The 19,405-nt window shown below is 41.2% G+C and carries 19 protein-coding genes; 3 read left to right on the top strand and 16 right to left on the bottom strand.

Annotated elements, in window-relative coordinates; genetic code table 11:
- Positions 1-3 precede the first annotated feature (3 nt).
- Together D0T84_RS02135 and D0T84_RS02130 are read left to right on the top strand one after the other, a co-directional pair.
- The gene (locus D0T84_RS02135; protein WP_163305443.1) at positions 4-294 is read left to right on the top strand and encodes an HU family DNA-binding protein; all 291 of its coding nucleotides are present in this window, start codon (positions 4-6) and stop codon (positions 292-294) included.
- On the top strand, positions 287-1,630 hold the full coding sequence (locus tag D0T84_RS02130) for an HU family DNA-binding protein (RefSeq protein WP_163305440.1): 1,344 nt from the start codon (positions 287-289) through the stop codon (positions 1,628-1,630). Before D0T84_RS02135 ends, D0T84_RS02130 begins: the two co-directional genes overlap by 8 nt.
- Here D0T84_RS02130 and D0T84_RS02125 read toward each other — a convergent pair.
- The 15 genes from D0T84_RS02125 to trpB all read right to left on the bottom strand — a co-directional run bounded on the left by D0T84_RS02125 (position 1,625) and on the right by trpB (position 17,597).
- Entirely contained in the window at positions 1,625-2,431 is an 807-nt protein-coding gene (locus D0T84_RS02125; RefSeq protein WP_163305438.1) for a phosphorylcholine transferase LicD, read from the bottom strand. The two genes, D0T84_RS02130 and D0T84_RS02125, sit on opposite strands and share 6 nt — an antisense overlap.
- A complete protein-coding gene (locus D0T84_RS02120) occupies positions 2,428-3,432 on the bottom strand; it encodes a glycosyltransferase (RefSeq protein WP_163305436.1) in 1,005 nt (334 codons plus the stop codon). The genes D0T84_RS02125 and D0T84_RS02120 overlap by 4 nt, the downstream gene beginning before the upstream one ends.
- A gap of 314 nt (positions 3,433-3,746) precedes the next feature.
- A complete protein-coding gene (locus D0T84_RS02115; protein WP_163305434.1) occupies positions 3,747-4,625 on the bottom strand; it encodes an alpha-1,2-fucosyltransferase in 879 nt (292 codons plus the stop codon).
- Between the two features lie 312 nt (positions 4,626-4,937).
- Positions 4,938-6,581 carry a phosphoethanolamine transferase gene (locus D0T84_RS02110; RefSeq protein ID WP_163305432.1) on the bottom strand — a complete coding sequence of 548 codons (1,644 nt, stop codon included), beginning with the start codon at positions 6,579-6,581 and terminating at the stop codon, positions 4,938-4,940.
- Positions 6,582-6,772: 191 nt separating this feature from the next.
- A complete protein-coding gene (trpA, locus tag D0T84_RS02105; RefSeq protein WP_163305430.1) occupies positions 6,773-7,570 on the bottom strand; it encodes a tryptophan synthase subunit alpha in 798 nt (265 codons plus the stop codon).
- Positions 7,563-8,186: a phosphoribosylanthranilate isomerase gene (locus D0T84_RS02100; protein ID WP_163305428.1), complete on the bottom strand. Its 624-nt coding sequence runs from the start codon at positions 8,184-8,186 to the stop codon at positions 7,563-7,565. The genes trpA and D0T84_RS02100 overlap by 8 nt, the downstream gene beginning before the upstream one ends.
- A complete protein-coding gene (locus tag D0T84_RS02095) occupies positions 8,187-8,828 on the bottom strand; it encodes a hypothetical protein (RefSeq protein WP_163305427.1) in 642 nt (213 codons plus the stop codon).
- Positions 8,825-9,610 carry an indole-3-glycerol phosphate synthase TrpC gene (gene trpC / locus D0T84_RS02090; RefSeq protein ID WP_163305426.1) on the bottom strand — a complete coding sequence of 262 codons (786 nt, stop codon included), beginning with the start codon at positions 9,608-9,610 and terminating at the stop codon, positions 8,825-8,827. Before trpC ends, D0T84_RS02095 begins: the two co-directional genes overlap by 4 nt.
- A 14-nt stretch (positions 9,611-9,624) precedes the next feature.
- Positions 9,625-10,806, bottom strand: coding sequence for an MFS transporter (locus D0T84_RS02085; RefSeq protein ID WP_163305425.1), 1,182 nt, complete (start codon positions 10,804-10,806; stop codon positions 9,625-9,627).
- 465 nt (positions 10,807-11,271) lie between these two features.
- Entirely contained in the window at positions 11,272-12,270 is a 999-nt protein-coding gene (gene trpD / locus D0T84_RS02080; protein ID WP_163305424.1) for an anthranilate phosphoribosyltransferase, read from the bottom strand.
- Positions 12,271-12,376: 106 nt separating this feature from the next.
- A complete protein-coding gene (locus D0T84_RS02075; RefSeq protein WP_370525399.1) occupies positions 12,377-13,741 on the bottom strand; it encodes a TrpB-like pyridoxal phosphate-dependent enzyme in 1,365 nt (454 codons plus the stop codon).
- Between the two features lie 82 nt (positions 13,742-13,823).
- Complete coding sequence (locus D0T84_RS02070) at positions 13,824-14,498, bottom strand: aminodeoxychorismate/anthranilate synthase component II (protein ID WP_163305422.1); 675 nt, start codon at positions 14,496-14,498, stop codon at positions 13,824-13,826.
- A gap of 40 nt (positions 14,499-14,538) precedes the next feature.
- Complete coding sequence (locus tag D0T84_RS02065) at positions 14,539-15,945, bottom strand: anthranilate synthase component I family protein (RefSeq protein WP_163305421.1); 1,407 nt, start codon at positions 15,943-15,945, stop codon at positions 14,539-14,541.
- A gap of 48 nt (positions 15,946-15,993) precedes the next feature.
- On the bottom strand, positions 15,994-16,344 hold the full coding sequence (locus D0T84_RS02060; protein WP_163305419.1) for a four helix bundle protein: 351 nt from the start codon (positions 16,342-16,344) through the stop codon (positions 15,994-15,996).
- A gap of 68 nt (positions 16,345-16,412) precedes the next feature.
- Complete coding sequence (gene trpB, locus D0T84_RS02055) at positions 16,413-17,597, bottom strand: tryptophan synthase subunit beta (protein ID WP_163305417.1); 1,185 nt, start codon at positions 17,595-17,597, stop codon at positions 16,413-16,415.
- A 347-nt stretch (positions 17,598-17,944) separates the two neighbouring features.
- Between trpB and D0T84_RS02050 the strand changes: the two genes are divergently transcribed.
- The gene (locus tag D0T84_RS02050; RefSeq protein ID WP_163305415.1) at positions 17,945-18,937 is read left to right on the top strand and encodes a metallophosphoesterase family protein; all 993 of its coding nucleotides are present in this window, start codon (positions 17,945-17,947) and stop codon (positions 18,935-18,937) included.
- 36 nt (positions 18,938-18,973) lie between these two features.
- Here the strand turns inward: D0T84_RS02050 and D0T84_RS02045 are convergent, their stop codons facing one another.
- Positions 18,974-19,405 carry a thioesterase family protein gene (locus D0T84_RS02045; protein WP_163305413.1) on the bottom strand — a complete coding sequence of 144 codons (432 nt, stop codon included), beginning with the start codon at positions 19,403-19,405 and terminating at the stop codon, positions 18,974-18,976.

Genomic DNA, 19,405 nt, shown 5'->3' with positions numbered 1-19,405 from the left:
GCCATGACGAATCAGGAATTAATAGCAGCTTTAGCAAAACGTTTGGGTTGGACACAACGCCAGACTTCCGAAATGTTGGAGGCTACGATATCTATCATCAATTCGAATCTGGAAGAGAGTAACTCTGTTAATATCCAGGGGTTTGGACTCTTTGAAACAAAGAAGAAAGCCGAGCGTGTTTCAGTTAATCCTGTTTCGAAGCAGCGCTTTCTGGTCCCTCCTAAAATCTCATTGGCATTTCGTCCGGGTCAGACAATAAAAGAAAACCTCAAAAAACTTGAAATAAATGAATGAACGTCTTAGTCTACAGGATTTGATTGATCTTCTGGCTAAGAAGCAGGAGATTACAAAGAAAGATGCAGAAACTTTCCTCAGGGAACTAATTACTGTAATATCCGAGAATATTGAGAGTAATGAGCCTGTGAAAATAAAGGACTTCGGAACTTTCAAACTGGTAAAGGTCAATGCGCGCAGAAGCGTGGATGTCAATACCGGAGAGGCTATTGAAATAGCCGCGCATTATAAGCTTAGCTTCGTTCCGGACAAATCGCTAAAGGAAGCCATAAACCGTCCATTTGCCCATTTCGAGAGCGTGGTTCTGGAAGAAGGCGTTTCATTCGAAAATATTGCGAAAGCAGAAGAGGTGATTGTCGAAGCAGATGAGGAAGATGTATCTGTAGATGATGAATCGAATGAGGATGCAGCCGTCATTACCCCAGTAGTTTCTCTGGATATGCCAGAAGGCGCCGAATCTGTGTCTCGGGAAGAGATAACAGAGGATAGCAATATCGCAGCTGTTGAAGATACACCTGCTGTGCAAGAGGAGATACATGAGATTGAGGCTTCGGAAGAGGAGGTAGTAGAGGAAGAGATTACAGAATATATATCGGTTCCTGAATCTTCTACAGTGATTGACTACCAAGAGGATATACAACCAGAAGAAGATATCGTTGGTGCGGAAGAGGACGTTGTAACTACTCCGCAGCCATTAGCTGATATACCTGATGAGGGAGACCTTGAGTATGAGAGGAAAGTGGCGGAACGGAAAGAGGCGTTGAAAAGGAGAAGGCGGCTTATTTCGCTTGGCTTCTTTATTTTCCTTATACTGGCAGGCTTTTTGATTGGAGGACTCTATTTTCAGGAGATAGCCAAGTACTTGACAAATGGGCCTGATAACAATAGACCGGTTGCCGTTGTTGAAGGTAAGCAGGACATAAAGCCGAGTACGGATGTTATACCCGCAGATTCCTTGTCAGCAGTACAGGCTCAGGATTCTATTCCGGCATCCACTTCTCTGGGATCTCCGGTTCAGGAAAAGGATAAGCTCCCTGAACAGCCGAAAGCAGATGCAACGCCAACCCCTAATGTCAATACACCGTTGGCAACTGTAAAGATCGAGTCTGGCAGTACCCTGCGCAATATAGCATTGAAATACTATGGCCATAAGTCGTTCTGTATCTATATTTATGAAGAAAATAAGGCTAAGATAAAGAATATCAATAACATACCTCTGGGTACTAAACTTGTTGTCCCTGCACCTGCCAAATATGGCATAAATGCGCAGGATAGGAGTTCCATAGAAAAAGCCAAGGAAAAAGAGAGTAAACTTTACAGGGAAATGGGTCTATAAGTATTCCACTTTGAGGAAGTGGCTTGCCCTTTTCTCTTTTGGCGGGATAAGCGTATAGTCCCCATATTGCTTTTTCAGGTAAGTATCCGGTTCCTTAGGGGCGGAGAACTCTTTCCCTTCAAAAAACACTTTGCTTACAGGAAACATATAGGCTGCATTATGGTTCGTGGAGTTTCCTATACCATAGCTATGCAATATGTTATCCGGTTTTGTGATGGCGCAGAGGCCTCTGGCTGTATATTTTAGTACCCCTCCTATAGGGTATAGCAGCAACGATACCGTATATTCATAGAAATACTTTAGAGAGTGGAACGGCCGTCCTCTCTTTAGCCGTCTGAAAGCCCTTCCATAAAAGAAATCCACGATGTTTTTCATCCACCTGTAACTCCTTTCTTCGGGGAAGATGTCGATAAATACGCCCTTCTCCTTATATCCGGCCATATCTTCTTCCTCAGAGTGCACTATTGAGTGCCTGTCCCTTACCTTAGAGAATAATAGCCTGTAACTTTTCTCTTTGGGAGTTTGCAGGTAGAGGTCGTCAGGCAATTCTCCGGGAAGTATTTTGAGCAGTCTCTTATAATCCGGCAGAAGCAGTTCGATATCGATGTCATCATCCCAGGGAATAAAGCCGCCATGACGCATGGCCCCGAGTAACGTCCCCCCGCTTATCCAGTATGGGATATTGTGCCTGTCGCAAATGGCGGCCACAGTAGACAATATGTCCAGCATTTTCAACTGTAAAGTCCTTAATTCGGAACCATCGGGGTTATATATTTCTCTTAATTCTTCGGTGTCGGTCATTGTTTCTTTCTTAAAAAGAGGATTAGTTTTACCAGCCTCGTTAGTATATCGGGACTGTATTTGGCAAAAGCCGGGGACATGATTTTAGTATACTTCTTCTGAGAGATACAGAGTACGATCCAGCGAGCCCAGAGGAAAGCGATCAGCGCGGGTTGATTATAAACCTGCTTTATGCTGTTTTGTTTTACCAGCTTTGCAAACCAGGCGGATACTTCCTTAAACAAGTCAACAGACATATCCTGTTTATTCCCCAGGTTATACAATTGGAATGTTATTCTGTGATAATACAGTTCATCTTCTGTAGGTGTTATATCCAGCCTGCTCAGTTCATCCTTTATTATCTTATTTTTCAGTTCCTCCTGAGCATCGTTATGTATCACGGAAACATTGCTTTCGTGCCAACGGTACTGGAGCAACTCGGAACCGATATTGGCTATTTTCCCTTGTTTGGCTATTCTGCACCACAATTCATAATCTTCGGCATGCTTATATGCCTCATCGTACCTGTTTTGTTGCAGCACTTCGCGCCGGATCATCACAGAGGGATGGATAAACGGAGGGGAGAACATCAGGTTGATTTGCAAATAGTCATTATCCGCCAAATTGTGTATTTTCCCCGTCTTTTTCCCATTACCATCTATCACCGTAGCGCTTGTCCCACACATAAGGCATTCGGGGTGTGAGTCCATAAAAGCCACCTGATGCCCCAGCCTGTCTGCATAGCAGATGTCATCAGCGTCCATGCGCGCGATATACTGGCCTCCACAGTAGTCAATACCTTTGTTGAGGGTCTTTATCAGTTTCAGATTAACAGGATTCTTTATGTAATATATCCTTTCGTCTTCATGCTGGCGGATAATGGATTCGCTGTCGTCTGTCGAACCATCATTGATAAGTATAAGTTCCCAATCCCTGAAACGCTGGGATATAATACTGTCCAACGCCTGAGACAGGTATTGTCCCGCGTTATAGACTGGCATTAATATGGAAACTTTAGGCATAGAATATGTGCTTTTATATTAGAAACTGTTTAAATTTTATACGAATATTTTATAATACCTTTTTCTTCGTTCATTTTTAGTCTGTTTTCGGCTGTTTTTTCCTTTTTCTCAACTCAAATAGCCCGCTATTATCGTTTCGAGAAAGAAAAAAAGCATCTCTAAAACATCTCTAAAAATTTGAACGAATAAAATTTAAACAGTTTTTTAATCTATAAAAAGTGACAAAAGTGACACTTTTTTATTTGTTTTTGGTTGTTACTTTCTTTTCATTGCTCATATACAATAAGACAAATTTTCTTCAAAAAAACGCAGGCTCACAGCTTATATATCCACCCTTCGGGATAAAAATTATCAAGCAGCCTGTTTTTTTGATCATCGCTGAACCACCGTTCAGGAGCAACAACTATTTTAGCCGTATTATTGTTTAGCCATGCCGCCCACCAGCTAAAACTGCTGTTTGCAATGATATTGTGTTTGCACAGGCTCATCAGCTGCATATCTATATAGCTGTCTTGTCCTTTATTCCAGTCAATAAAGTTAACGGGATAATTCCCAAAATTAAGATTTTCTTTGATCCATTCGAAATCTTCGGAGAAAATAAAAAATTCGGGGTTTTCTATTCGTTCGCTTATATGGCTGATCGCATTCTCATAATAAGCCTTATCCAGAATAATGAAATTAGATTGGGTACTTTTATTCAGATAGTCGCCCCTGCGTATATGTACGGCTACAGACTGCCTGTCACTTATTTGATTTGCCGTTTCCAGATTTTTGTCCGACAAAGGGTTTTTAAATGAGAAATCTTTTCGCAGCTCTTCCTTTATATTTTTAAAATACTTTTCATTCTGAAAATATCCGGACATTATAATGTTTCCGTTCATTTTCTCAAAAGCTGATTGGTACAGAATTGCATAAGTATCTGTAAAAACGCCGCATTTCTGAAAAAATGCCCTGTGCTTTTGGATAAAAGGCCTGCCTTTTGTTACCAGTTTTGCTTTTATGGAAGATGATTGAGTCGTATTTTCGATGTTGAAAATGTTCAGTTCGTAAGGGCGGATAGTTGCTTGCGTTTTTTTACTGAAAGCGTATAAGTCGATGGAAACAGAGGTGTTTAGGCGCATTGCCAAAGATTTAGCGGCCGCATACTGAAACATCTGGTTTCCTAATCCTCCCGATAATAGCACTATAACCATTTACTACTGATTTGTTTTTTGCAAAGATATTGAGAAACTGTTTAAATTTTATACGAATTTTTTATTATACCTATTTCTTCGTTCATTTTTAGGCTGTTTTAGGTTGTTTTTTCCTTTCACTCAACTCAATTGTTAAATCGGCGGAGCCAAATAGCCCGCTATTATCGTTTCGAGGAAGAACCAACGGTCACAGGAGCGAAGCGTATGTAAAAAAAGCATCTCTAAAACATCTCTAAAAATTTGAACGAATAAAATTTAAACAGTTTCTGAAAAATTACTGTTAACTTCCTGCTAATAGCTATCTGCTAAGGACTAATACTTAAACTTAATATATTCCGGTTCTTCCTTTATACCGGAATATGGCGAGTAAGTCTGGTCGGCATGGCGTACATAGCGTCCGTCTGATATCGATTTGTCTATATGCTTTTGCGGGATAATGTAGCCCATCATTTCGGCTAGTATATATATTGTACTTGAGTTATTGATAAGCCTTGTACCCGGTTCAAGATATTTCCCCATCACTGTATCTATCTTGCTTTCATTCTTATTGATAGTGATAAACGGAATGTCGTATTGCGCAATGCCATTTTTCCACGGGCCGTGTCCTTTTCCCAATATTTCCCCATGATCGGAAAAGTGGAGGAATACGGCGGTTGAGTCTTGCTGCATTACATTATATATTTTGTGCAGTACCCTGTCGGTGTGGTGTATCGACCTGTCATAATCTGTTTGTAAAGACGACCCCAAACTCGGTATTGCTTCTGCGTCAGCTTTGTCATACCTGTCCGAATAGTTATTATGACTGCCGACAAGATGTATGACGAAGAATTGCTTTTGTCGCGGTTTATGTTCCTTTGTTAATATAGGTATCAGGTCGAAATCATCATTTGCCAGATAGCCCCCCTGTGTGAATACAGCTTTGTCAGTCCCCGCGGCCAGATACCCCAGATACGAATCCTGAATACCCGATGCGCCCTGATTAGATAACCAAAATGTCTCATATCCGGCATCGTGTGCAAGATTTACAAGGGTTTTCTCTTCATAGAACGGCTGCATATCTGTAGGAGAGGCAAATGATAAGGCCATGCGCAGCGCGTTGCGCGTGAAAGGAGCAGACGCTATACCGTCATAAAAACTCATCCGGGGAGGTACAACTTTAGCAAGGCTATCCAGAAAAGGCGTTGTCTGTACCGGATAGCCATACAGTGACAGATGCTTGCGGTAAGCGCTTTCGCCTATAACGAGATAAATTTTTTCAGGGGTCTGTATTGTATCGTCGTGCACAATTCCTTCGGGAAGCATCTTTTCGCTCTCCGAGAATTTACGTAGTTGCGACATTTCCTCCTGATAAGCCATAATGGTAGCTGTATTACCATAGAGGATGGGTGCGTACATATTCACTTTGTCTTGTCCTACGCGGATGGGGAACTCGATAAACAGGTTTTCTTCATATTCGTACACAATACGTTTGTAGCAAACGAACGGTAAAAACAGCAGCAGATAAACCAATAATCCGAAGACGGGCCATTTCAGGGAGAGTTTAACCTTTTTCAATTCTCTTTCGGAGAGATACAACAGCAGGATTGTGAATGCCAACCCGGCGATACTTCCTGCCAATGTGCTGCCTTTCAGCATACTCACGGCTTCGGCCATGTGCGTCTCAAATATGGATGCCATAATGTCCAGCGACACATCACTACCCAGCACAAATGCGAAATAAGCATTGAAGGTAAGTACAAATGCAAGGATGAAGGTAAATATAAATGTGTACCGGGTTTTGGCGAGAATAATCAGCAGGAAAAGGAACGACAGAACATGCAGAGCCATTGGTATGCTCGGCGCCATCTTGATAGGCAGGAAGGCGATCAGCCCGATGTATATCAGCGTCAATAAGGTAAATTTATACTGGTAGATAAACCGGCCAAACTGTTTTATATATCCTTTAAACTTTGACATTCTTGTAAATAAAGAGTTGTGTTGTAAGTCAGTGGGCAAAGATACAATCTTTGCATGCAATATTTATTCCCCTTTACTTTATTTTTCAAGCCATCGGATGAATTTTCCCAAACCCTGGAAGGGTGGGAAAAGAAAACCCCTGTTTTTAAACAGGCATCAACGCAAAAGGATTTATCCTTTTACCTTTCAACCTACGGAACTTGTTCCGTAGTATTTGAGTTACTCAATACTTCTTTTAGTGCCGTTACCGCATCTTTTGCGTTTCCTTTTTCCTTGAGCAGGGTAATAAACTTGCTGCCGATAATAGCTCCACTCGCATTCTCCTGTGCTGCGTCCAATGTCGCTTTATTGGATATGCCGAATCCTATCAGACGGGGATTGCGCAGGTTCATACCGTTTATTTTGCGGAAGTAGTCCTGTTTTTTGTCGTCAAAGCTGCTCTGTGCTCCGGTGGTGGCAGCCGAAGAAACCATATAGATAAAGCCATCGGTATGTTCGTCAATCAGTCGGATACGTTCGTCCGATGTTTCGGGAGTTATCAGCATAACTACTTTTATGCCATACTTATCAGCTATGGGTTTATATTCATTTATATAATCATCAAAAGGCAAATCAGGGATAATGGCACCATCTAGCCCAATCTCGACACATTTTTTGCAGAAGTTGTCAAACCCGTATTGCATGATTGGATTCAGATAACCCATCATAATCAGAGGGATGGTTACGTCTTTGCGTATATCTTTCAGCTGTTCGAGCAAAATCCTGAGAGTCATACCGTTGCGCAGGGCAATCGTTCCGCTGTCCTGAATAGTGGGGCCGTCTGCCATTGGGTCCGAAAAAGGAATGCCGATCTCTATCAGGTCGATGCCGTTTGCTTCCAGTTCGCGGATAACGTTGCAGGTATCATTCAGATTGGGGAATCCGGCAGTAAAATAAATGGAAAGTATATTCTTTTGCTTTTTTTCAAACAGTTGTTTTATTCTATTCATCTTTCAATCGTTTTATAAATTGTTGTAATAGTATTATATCCTTTCGTCCCGGTTCTGTTTCAAACCTGCTGTTTAGGTCTATCCCGAAGAACTGAGGATGTTTTATATTCTTTATCGTTTCCGCATCATCGACAGATATTCCTCCGCTTAATATAAATGGAGTATTGCCTTTATATTCATCCAATATATTCCAATCGAACTTCCTTCCTGAACCTCCATATTGAGGTGTCTTAGTGTCGAATAAAAAATAGCCGCATAAACCATCGTATGCTTTTGTCTTTTCAAAATCCGAACTTTCTGAAATACTGAAAGCCTTGATGACAGGCATTCTTTTATTCAGCTCTTTACAAAAATCAGGTGATTCATCTCCATGTAGCTGAATTAGGTCAAGACTGAACTTATCAGCCATCTGTATGATATAATCCATATCGGCATTCACAAACACGCCAACCCTTTTCCTTCCTCCTCGAAATAAATCGCGGATATCCTCAGGATTCAGTTTAGCCGCATAGCGGGGAGATTTTTCATAAAAAATCATCCCAGCAAAATCGACAGGAAGCTTATTTAATTCTTTTATATTATCGGGATATTTCATCCCACAGACTTTGATTTTCATCTATTTATTAAAATATAAGTCCTTCATTCTGTCATAATCCTTCAATTCTTCCAATACCCACTCATGCAGACGGGATTCTTCTATATTTTCATCAATGCTGCGAAATCCTGTCCGATAATGCAGACTTCTCCTGTCACCTTTTTTTTCAATATAATATCCTTTGGTAAGAAAAATGTAATCCTGCGACAAGCATTCTTTTACTTCCTCATCAGTGGCATTTTCCATTTCGGTTTTTATCAGATCTGCCAACTCATAGAAATTCAGTTTGTCAGCAACCTGTGCTCCGAATATTTTAACCCTTTTGCTTTTATCTATAATGGCTAGTTCCAATATTTGTTTGATAAAATCCCGGTCGATGGGTACGCCTTTGTATTTTAGCAAAGCAGAGCATGTTATATTAAATTTTTCATGAGCCTTACCTCTTTTCATAACATCCAGCATTCTGCTTTGTATACCAACAGAAACTGTAGCCAGCCAAAACAACTCATCCACAGCCGTATACCAGACACTCTGTTTCTTATGTAAAGCGCAACTAAAGATAAAATCAATATCCTCGTTCATACCTTCATAAGAAGAGTTTGCCTTGAAAGACTTATGTAGTTTCTTTGTTGTTTTTTCTATGTTATCTGCTGCGTATATCATATCAGTAATTGCTTTATAAAATCCTCCAAGGCTTTGCCCGGATTATTTGTCTTCATAAAGTTTTCCCCCATCAGGAATCCCTGGTATCCTGCTTGTTGAAGGTCGATAACTGTCTGAGGTTGCGAAATACCGCTTTCTGATATTTTTACAAAATCGGAGGGTATCTTATCTACTAAATCAAATGATATTTGGACATCGGTAACGAATGTACCCAGATTGCGGTTATTCACGCCTACAACGTCTACATTATCATTGATATGGCCAGACTCCCGTTCGTTATGTATTTCGAGCAGGACGTCAAGATTCAGTTCTTTTGCTTTTTGTGCCAGTTGCCTCGTTTCGGCTACAGTCAGCGCCGATGCTATAAGTAATATAGCACTGGCTCCCGATACTTTAGCCTGATAAAGCTGGTATTCATCTATGACGAAATCTTTTCGTAGCAGAGGTGTTTTTGTAAGGCTGCGGGCTAATTCCAGATCCGCCAGTTCACCCCCAAAGAAGTCCATATCGGTAAGTACAGATATAGCGCTGGCTCCATTCACTGAATAGAGAGGAATAACATCCTCAACACGGGCATCTTTAAATATCCAGTCGCGGGAAGGTGAGCGGCGCTTAAACTCGGCAATAATACCAGTTTTGGAATTTTTCAGAGCATCCCTGAAAGAAAGAGTTTTTGGCACATTCGTTATCTGTTTTTCTAATTCAGCAAGAGGGATGATACCTTTTTGCTTTTCTATTTCCAGCTTTTTGTTGGCAACGATTTTATCTAAGATGTTAGTCATATTCTGTTTGATATTTATTCTTTCCTAAACACTTTTATCATAGAAGCAAGTACTACTATGCAAATGCCGAACAATCCGATAAGCGCGTAAGAATACCGCAGATTAGTCGCACTGGCAATATAACCGATCAGTGGCGGCCCCATCAGGAATCCGAGGAAGCTCACGCTGGATACGATAGTAAGCGCAATACTTGTAGATATTCTAGTTCTTTGCCCGGCAATGCTATATATTGTAGGTACAATGCCGGCAGTGCCGAATCCAATAATCATAAAGGCGATAATAACCGTAATAAAATGAGGGAATGCCACCGCCGCAAACAATCCGGTTGCTATCAGAATTCCTCCCGCCTGCACAACACGCCGTCTTCCCCATTTTTGCGTTGCTTTGTCTATCAGGAACCGTCCCGATGCCATTGTTACCATATAGGCGGCCAATCCTATTGGTGCTAAATGCTTCGGTGTGCCTACCACATCTATCAGGTACAACCCGCTCCAGTCGGCCATTGCACCTTCGGCGGCCATTCCGCAGAATGCGACAATACCCAGCAGGAATAAAAATGTTTCAGGCTTGTTTTTCTTTTTAGCGGCAATATCTGTAGGGTCTTTTTCCTTTTTTACATCAGGCTGAAGATACTGTTTGTTTATAATGAGTGTGATAATAACCACTGACCCAATAATGCAAAAATGATAGATGGGCAAAAGATGTAGTGATGCCATTAACAATCCCACGGAAGCCCCAGCTAACCCGGCAAGGCTCCATCCGCCGTGAAAAGATGCCATAATGGGTTTGTTATAAGCTGCTTCCAGACTGACTGCCTGTGTATTGATGGATATATTACAGAAGTTACCAAAGAATCCGAATACAATCAGGCTTATAATCAGGGCATATTCTGTAGAGGATAATCCGATGAACAATAAAGCAATGACATAACCCAACAGGGCGAAGGGCAAAATCTTTTTGCTGCCGACTTTCGATATGACCAGCCCGGAGATTGTCATTCCGCATATCTGCCCGATAGGAATCATCAACAGTATGGTTCCCCATGCAGCATCGCCTAGTCCCAATGTGGTCTTGATATCGGGAATACGGCTTGCCCAACTCGAAAAACATATACCTGTGCAGAAGTACAGGCAAAAGATTGCCAGCCTGATACGGCTATTAGATGCCTTAGATAAATAAGTCTGTTCCAATGTCATAAATTAAAATAACGAAAATGCTGTGCCTAAAAAGAATAGAGTTTATATTCAATAAGATTATATATGGTTTATTCTCTGTGATTTAATTGCCTCCTGCTTTAGCTGGAGGATAATAGTCTAATCAGATAATGGCTTTAGCCAAAATGTTTTGACTAAAGTCGTTTTCTATCTGTATTATTATCCACGACTTGAAAGTCGTGGCAACTAAAACTCCTAAAAATATGCATCTTACTCTTTTATTGAATATAAACTCTAATAATTATTGAACTCATCTTGATTTTTTTACCACGGGGTAAAAAGAGTATTCAATTTCGCTTTAAAAGACAAGAAACTCCTTTTACTCTGTGGTAAAAAATAAAAAGTCGAGACGACTTTATTTTAACAAGACAAAAGTAAGCTAAAAAAATGCTAAGAACTATTGCTCCGAACCTGTAATAAAAATTTTCGCTAAAATTTAAACGGGCTCTATGTATTCAATTCCAGAAACTTCAAAAATGTCTCTTTCAGCCGTCCGCTTTCAATTGTTTCGCGTGCCTGTATTATGCTATCCTCGAATGACATAGCGGGATTGATGGTCTGAATAGCTGCCGCAGCATTTGCTATTACTGCATTCTTCTGAGCTTTGGAGGCTGTATTGCTGATTACGTTATCAAATATCTTTGAGGCATCTTCAGGCGTAGTTCCTCCGTCCAGTTCTATTTCGGTGCAGCGTTCTAATCCAACCTGTTCGGGACTGTATATCTTTTCTTCAAATTTATTAATTATTTTGAATTCGCTGGTTAAAGATATCTCATCGTATCCATCCAGACTGTGTACAATCGAATAATCTACGTCGGTCTGCTGATACATATAGAAATACAGACGAGCCATTTTCAGGTTGAAAACACCCAGAACAGTGCGTTTTGGCCTTATCGGATTTACCACAGGCCCCAGCATATTAAAGAATGTACGCACTCCTAATGCTTTACGGACAGGTGCAACCACTTTCAACGCATTGTTGAACAAGGGAGCATGCATATATGCAATATTGGTTTTATCCAAAGATTCTTCCAACTTGCTTACATCCGACGTGAACTTCACTCCATGTTGCTCCATCACATTGGATGCACCACTGACAGAGGTAGCCCCATAATTCCCATGTTTGGCTACTTTATAGCCCGATGCTGCTACTACAAAGCACGCCAGTGTAGAAATATTGAATGTATTTTTGTTATCTCCACCTGTTCCTACTATATCGATAGGGTTGTAGGCAGCAAGCGCGTCTACATTTGCCCGCAAATCGAGCAAGGCATCTGAGAATCCCAGAAACTCATCAACACTGATACTCCGCATCAGGAAAACACTGATAAATGCCGCTATCTCAGAATCGTTATATTCTCCGGCAGCCATTGTTGTCAGTATTTCTTTTGCTTCGTCACGGTTGAGGTGTTGATGTTCAAAAAGCCTGTTTAGTATTTGTTTCATAAGCAGCCCCTCCAACCTCCCCAGGGGGAGGCTTATGTGAGGGTATTTTAAATTATTCTATGTTTTAAATCTATATTAATGGTGACAAAAGTCCCCCTTCGGGGGATTAGGGTGCCAATTTCTCCAATGTTTCAGTTGTTTTGGCTATTTCTTCATCCGATAGTGCATGATTAGACAGTTCGCCATCGAAATAACGGTCATAAGCTGCCATATCTATAAGCCCATGCCCGGAGAGGTTGAACAGGATTGTTTTTTGCCTGCCTTCTTCTTTTGCCTTCAATGCTTCCTGGATAGCTGCATATATAGCATGTGATGATTCGGGCGCCGGAATTATACCTTCTGCCTTGGCGAATAGTAACGCTGCTTCGAATGTATCGAGTTGTTTCACATCTACGGCCTCAATATATCCGTCTTTTTTCAGTTGGCTGACAATGGTTCCCGCACCATGATAGCGAAGTCCTCCTGCATGAATATTTGCCGGTGCAAAATTGTGACCCAGCGTGTACATCGGAAGTAGTGGCGTATATCCGGCTTCGTCGCCGTAGTCGTACTCAAATTTACCTCGTGTTAGTTTAGGGCATGATGCCGGTTCTGCCGCAACGAGGCGCACATCTTTACCTTCGGTCAGCTTATGACGCAGGAACGGGAACGTAATACCCGAAAAATTGGAACCTCCGCCGAAGCAGCCGATTACTACATCCGGATATTCTCCGGCTATCTCCATCTGCTTCTCTGCTTCCAGCCCGATGATGGTTTGGTGAAGCGACACATGATTCAATACGCTGCCTAAGGTATATTTACAGTTTGGTGTATTCAGTGCCAGTTCTATAGCTTCCGAAATGGCTGTTCCGAGGCTTCCCTGATAGGTAGGATTATCTGTAATAATTTTACGTCCGGCTTTGGTACTCATACTTGGCGAAGCTATAACCTCTGCGCCGTATGTCTGCATGATAGAACGGCGGTAAGGTTTTTGATGATAGCTTATCTTTACCATATAAACCGCCAAATCCAAACCAAAGTGATTCGCCGCATATGATAAGGCTGCTCCCCATTGTCCTGCACCGGTTTCGGTGGTAATATTAGTTATCCCCTGCTCTTTACAGTAATACGCCTGTGCTATGGCCGAGTTCAGTTTGTGCGAGCCTACAGGGCTTACGCTTTCATTCTTGAAATAGATATGAGCAGGAGTGTCCAGCGCTTTTTCTAGCCCATAAGCCCGTACAAGTGGAGTAGGACGGTAATTTTTGTATAGTTCCCTTATCGGTTCAGGGATTTCTATCCAACGGTCGGTACTATTCAATTCTTGTTTGGCAAGCTCTGTTGCAAATATTGGCTCCAGATCGCTTACTTCCAATGGTTTCTTTGTCGCCGGATGAAGAGGGGGCAGCGGTTTGTTTTTCATATCCGCCACAATGTTATACCAGCTTCTTGGGATGTCGTTTTCGCTTAATAAAATTTTCTTGTTCATGATTTTTATATTTAGCTTGGCCCCCTCAATCCCCCGGAGGGGGACTTACAAAGAGGGTATTGGTTAATAATTGTTTTCTTTATATTCATGGCTTTGCTCTAAGCCTCCCCTTTGGGGAGGTTGGAGGGGTCGCTTTTAAAAAATTCTTTACGATTGTTTCTCCGGCAGGAGTTAAAACGGACTCAGGATGAAATTGAACTCCATGGATGTCATATTCCTTATGTCGCAAAGCCATTATCTGTCCGTTCCTATCTGTGGCTGTTACCTCAAGACAATCGGGTAAATTTTCTGTATCTACTATCCATGAATGATAGCGGCCTGCTTCCATGCAATTATCTAATCCATCGAAGATGTAATCCGTTTCGTTTATCATTATCTGTGTGGCTACACCGTGATAGACGTCTTCCAGATTTCTTAGTTTTGCACCGAAAGCTTCTCCTATTGCCTGATGTCCCAAGCATACACCCAGCATAGGTTTCTTTCCTGCATATTCTTTTATCAGAGGTAGGAGCAAACCCGCTTCGGAAGGGATACCCGGACCCGGTGAAAGGATTATTTTATCATATTTAGCGATATCTTCGAGTGCTATTTTGTCATTTCTATATACATCCACATCTGTATATCCGAGTTCTTTGACCAGATGCACCAGATTGTATGTGAAAGAGTCGTAATTGTCGAATATGAGGATCCGGCCCCTCCTTGCCTCCCCGGAGGGGAGGAATTGGCTCGCTAGATTTGTTGTATTTATTATTTTATTCATCTTCTTGTCGTTTAAGTCCCCTTCGGGGGATTTAGGGGGCTTAATTTCTTAATTCTTCTGCAAACTTAACGGCCTTAGTCAAAGCACCCAATTTGTTCTTTACTTCCATCACTTCAGTTTCGGGGTTAGATTTAGAGACAATACCTCCTCCGGCCTGATAATAAAGTGTATTATTGCGGCTGAGGAATGTACGGATGGTAATCGCCTGATTCAAGTCTCCGTTGAAACCAATATAGCCGATACACCCGCCATATACGCCACGCATTTGTTTCTCAATATCGCGTATCAATTGCATAGCCCTTACTTTGGGCGCTCCGGACAATGTGCCTGCCGGAAATGTATCCGCAAATACCGAAATATTATTATTTCCTTCATTTACAATGCCACTGACACGAGAAACCAGATGGATAACATGTGAATAAAATTGTATATTCTTATAAAATTCAACTTGTACATCGTGACAATTGCGGCTGAGGTCATTTCTGGCTAAATCGACAAGCATAACATGTTCGGCATTTTCTTTTTCGTCATTCAACAGGTTTTCGGACAGGATGCGGTCTTTTTCATCATCTCCTGTGCGGAAGTAAGTTCCAGCGATAGGGTCTATATATGCTTTCCCTTTTGTTATTTTACAGTGTGTTTCGGGCGATGAACCGAAAATACGGTAAGAACCAAAATCAAAATAGAATAGATAAGGGGAAGGATTTATAGAACGGAGCGAACGGTATACCTTGAAGTCGTCACCCGCAAATTTTTGTGTAAAGCAGCGGGACAGTACAATCTGAAATACATCTCCACGTTTGCAATGAGCGATTCCTTTTTTTATCATTTCCTGATGCTCATCATCCGTAATCATGGATTGTTCATTTCCGATAGCTTCGAAGTTATAAGATGCAATATTATTGTTTGTGAGAATTGCTTCAAGTTCAGGCGTTTTCTCTTGTGTACCGTCCACGATATTTTCAACTATGGTTAGCTCATTTTTCAGATGATTGATTACCAGAATGAAGCGGTATAATATATAATAGAACTCGGGAAGGTCGGCATTTTTTAGTTTTGTATTCACAGGGTCAACTGCTTCGAAGTAGCGTATAGCATCATAAGAAGTATAACCGAAGAAGCCATTTATATTTGTTTTATTCTCCCCCTGTACATTAAATTGCTTGATGAAACTATTAAATTTATCAGTCAATTTCTGATGACCTAAGAGTGTTTCCTGCCTGGTTGTATTATCGGGATAAGTAGTGGTTATCTCATCGTTTTCAACTTTAAATCTGGCGATAGGGCTTATTCCTATAAATGAATAACTATTCTCCCCTCCGTGATAATCCGAACTTTCGAGCAAAGCCGATTCGGGATATACATCCCTCACTTTTAGGTAGATGCCAACCGGAGTTTGAAGGTCGGCAAGAAGATTTTTTGTTTTTACTTGTATATTGTATTTCATCTTTTTAGCTGTTAGCTAATAGCTGTTGGCCATTAGCTTTTTTTATGATTAATTCTTTATCTGTCTGATAAAACTATGCAACATTTTTATAATCTCTTCAAGTAAGTATTCGAAATCGTCAAGATTCGAAGGCTTCCATTCCAATTTTCTTATGAGAATAGAATATGTTTGTAATTCGAAAGCTGAACCTAATGCAATTTGAAGAAAACGGCAATAATCTTTATCGCTATCTCGGCTACTTCCTTCTGCTATATTCGCAGGAATAGAAACCGAAGCTCTATTAATTTGGCTGATGATTCCGAATTTTTCTTCTTGTGGTAATTGCTTTGTTAGTAAATATGCCTGTTTTACTAAATCAACACTTTTTTGCCAAACAATTAATTGCTTATAATTCTTCATATCTTCAATATTTAGGTTGCTAACAGCTAACAGCTAACAGCTAACGGCTAACGGCTAACAGCTAATGGCTAACGGCTCTTATAATTAATATACGTCTCCATATCTTTATCTCCACGGCCGGAGAGGCAAAGTACAACCACATCATCAGCTTCGAACTTCTTTTTCTCCAACGCTCCCAAAGCATGTGCAGATTCAATAGCAGGGATAATCCCTTCCAGTTTTGTCAGTTCAAATGCGGCCTGCATTGCCTCATCATCAGTTACTGCAAGCACCTCTGAACGTCCTATTTGTGAAAGATGAGCATGCATTGGGCCGATACCCGGATAATCGAGCCCGGCAGAGATGGAATACGGCTCTTCTATTTGTCCGTCTTCCGATTGCATAATCAGGGTTTTGCAGCCATGTATAATACCCCGTCTGCCCAGATGGATGGTTGCAGCAGATTCTCCGGTATCTATTCCTTTACCGGCAGCTTCAGCCAACACGATCTTAGTCTGCGGTTCGTCTATAAAATGATAGATTGTTCCCGCAGCATTACTTCCTCCACCTACACAAGCAATAAGACAGTCAGGGGTTTCACGTCCTTCTTTTTCTTTCAGTTGTTTGCGAATTTCCTGGCTGATAACAGACTGTAGGCGAGCCACCATATCAGGATAGGGATGAGGACCTATAGTAGAACCAATCACGTAATATGTATCGGATGGATGGCTACACCAGTCGCGTATAGCTTCGTTGGTAGCATCTTTCAGCGTCATATTACCACTGGTTACCGGTACTACTGTCGCTCCCAGCATTTCCATTTTCTGTACATTGAGTTTTTGGCGGGCAACATCCGTAGCACCCATGTAAACAATGCATTCCATATTCATCAGGGCACAAACTGTAGCGGTTGCCACGCCATGCTGACCTGCACCTGTCTCTGCCAGAATACGGGTCTTTCCCATACGGCGTGCAATCAGTACTTGCCCCAGTGCATTGTTTATTTTATGCGAACCGGTATGGTTGAGGTCTTCACGTTTGAGGTATATTTTACATCCGTATTTCTCGGACAAACGATTTGCCAGATAGAGAGGTGAAGGCCGTCCTGCATAGTCTCTTAGCAAATCATTGTATTCTTTCTGAAAGCCGGGATCATTTATAATCCTGAGATATGAGTTTTTTAATGTCTCCACATTGTCGTATAGAATCTCGGGGATATATGCTCCTCCAAATTCTCCGTAAAAACCGTTTGTATCAACTGCAAACTTTTCCATTTTATATTTGTGTTTATTTTATTGTCATAAAAAAAGCCTATCGTGAGTTACGACAGGCTTTGTATTTTTGATATAAACTTTCTATTTATAAATACATACCAATTTGGCTCACGACTTTTTGAGTTGAGAGCGCCACCACCAAAATGTATTTGTTAATAGAAAATCCATTCTTCTTACTTTTTGTTTCTGCAAAGATATAAAAAAAATGAAAGTAACAAATATTCCTTGCGATTTTTTTATTTTGATTAATGATTGTCTTTTATTCAAACTATGATTGTCTGTGAGTTTAAAAGATTATACCTTTGTAATACTCTTGTTAGAACATAATTTATCTAAATACATAAAACATGCGTTACATTATTATTACATTATTTGCCCTGTTCTCTATCTCTATGATTGCCCAGAAAAAACCATTGCAATTTAATGCTGATGGCAAGTTCAAGATTATCCAGTTTACAGATGTTCATTATCAGAAAGAGAACCCCGAGTCTGCTGTAGCCATTAAGTTAATCAATGAAGTGCTTGATGCAGAACAGCCCGACCTTGTCGTTTTCACCGGGGACGTCATCTATGCCAAACCTGTAAAGGATGGCTTGGATGATGTGTTTAACCCTGTAATAGACAGGTTGATACCCTGGGCTTATGTCTTTGGTAACCATGATGATGAACATGGGATGAGCAGGCAGGAGCTAATGGACTTTGTTGTTCAGAAACCATATTGCCTGGCACAGGCCGGAGATAAATCGTTGAAAGGCATTGGTAACTATATACTTGAAGTAAAAGGCCTTGATGATAAGACAATGTCTGTACTATACTTTTTCGATTCGGGAGCCTATACTCCTATAAAAGGGCTTGGTACTTACGACTGGCTCTCTTTCAATCAGATAGAATGGTATAATAAGGAAAGCGCGGCCTATACAAAAGAGAATGGAGGCAACCCGCTCCCGGCTCTGGCTTTCTTCCATATACCTTTGGCCGAATATGCCCGGATGAAAGCTGAAAAGTATGACCAGCTGATAGGCAGCAAGGACGAAACCGAATGCAATGGTAAGCTGAATACAGGTATGTTTGCTGCCATGCGTGAGGCCGGGGATGTGATGGGTACCTTTGCAGGGCACGACCACGACAATGACTACATTGGCGACTACTATAACATATACCTTGCTTACGGCCGTTTCTCGGGAGGAAATACCGAATATAACAATCTGGGTAAGAATGGTTGCCGCGTAATCGAACTTCAGGAAGGACAGCGTACTTTCTCCACCTACATCAGGCTGCTAGGAGGCGAAAAGCTGTACCCGGTTACCTATCCCGACACATTCGCTAAAAAAGCGGAATAATATCATATATGTAAAGAGGCTGGTAAAGCGGTCTCTTTACAATTCCAGCCCTTCATATTCAGAGATGGCTTTGCGCCATACCTCAGGTATATGCATCGACGACTGCGTATCTGCATTATAAGTGACAAAAGTAGACTCGCAACGGCACTTTACTTCATCGTTCTTTATATTCCGTATCTGTTGCAGGAATACACCGCTTTTGTCTCCCAGTTTTATAACTTTGGTATCTACGGCAATGCTCTCCTTATAGTAAATGGGGGAGAAGAAGTCTACGCTTATATGAGCTACTACGATCAATCCCTCAGTCCAGCTTACGGTAGTGGGTTTGATTACATCAAAATAGTTGGTTTTTCCTAAGTCGAAAAAGCTGAAATAGATGTTATTATTAATATGTCCTAAGGCATCAATATCGTTGAACCGGATTTGAACCGGAAGTGTAGCTTTAAATGTCTCTGGTTTGATTTCCAT

Origin of the sequence: Dysgonomonas sp. 521, from assembly GCF_010501055.1 — a bacterium.
GTDB lineage: Bacteria > Bacteroidota > Bacteroidia > Bacteroidales > Dysgonomonadaceae > Dysgonomonas.
Note: the sequence above shows the minus strand (reverse complement) of the source record. Positions and strands in the feature narration are given on the sequence as shown.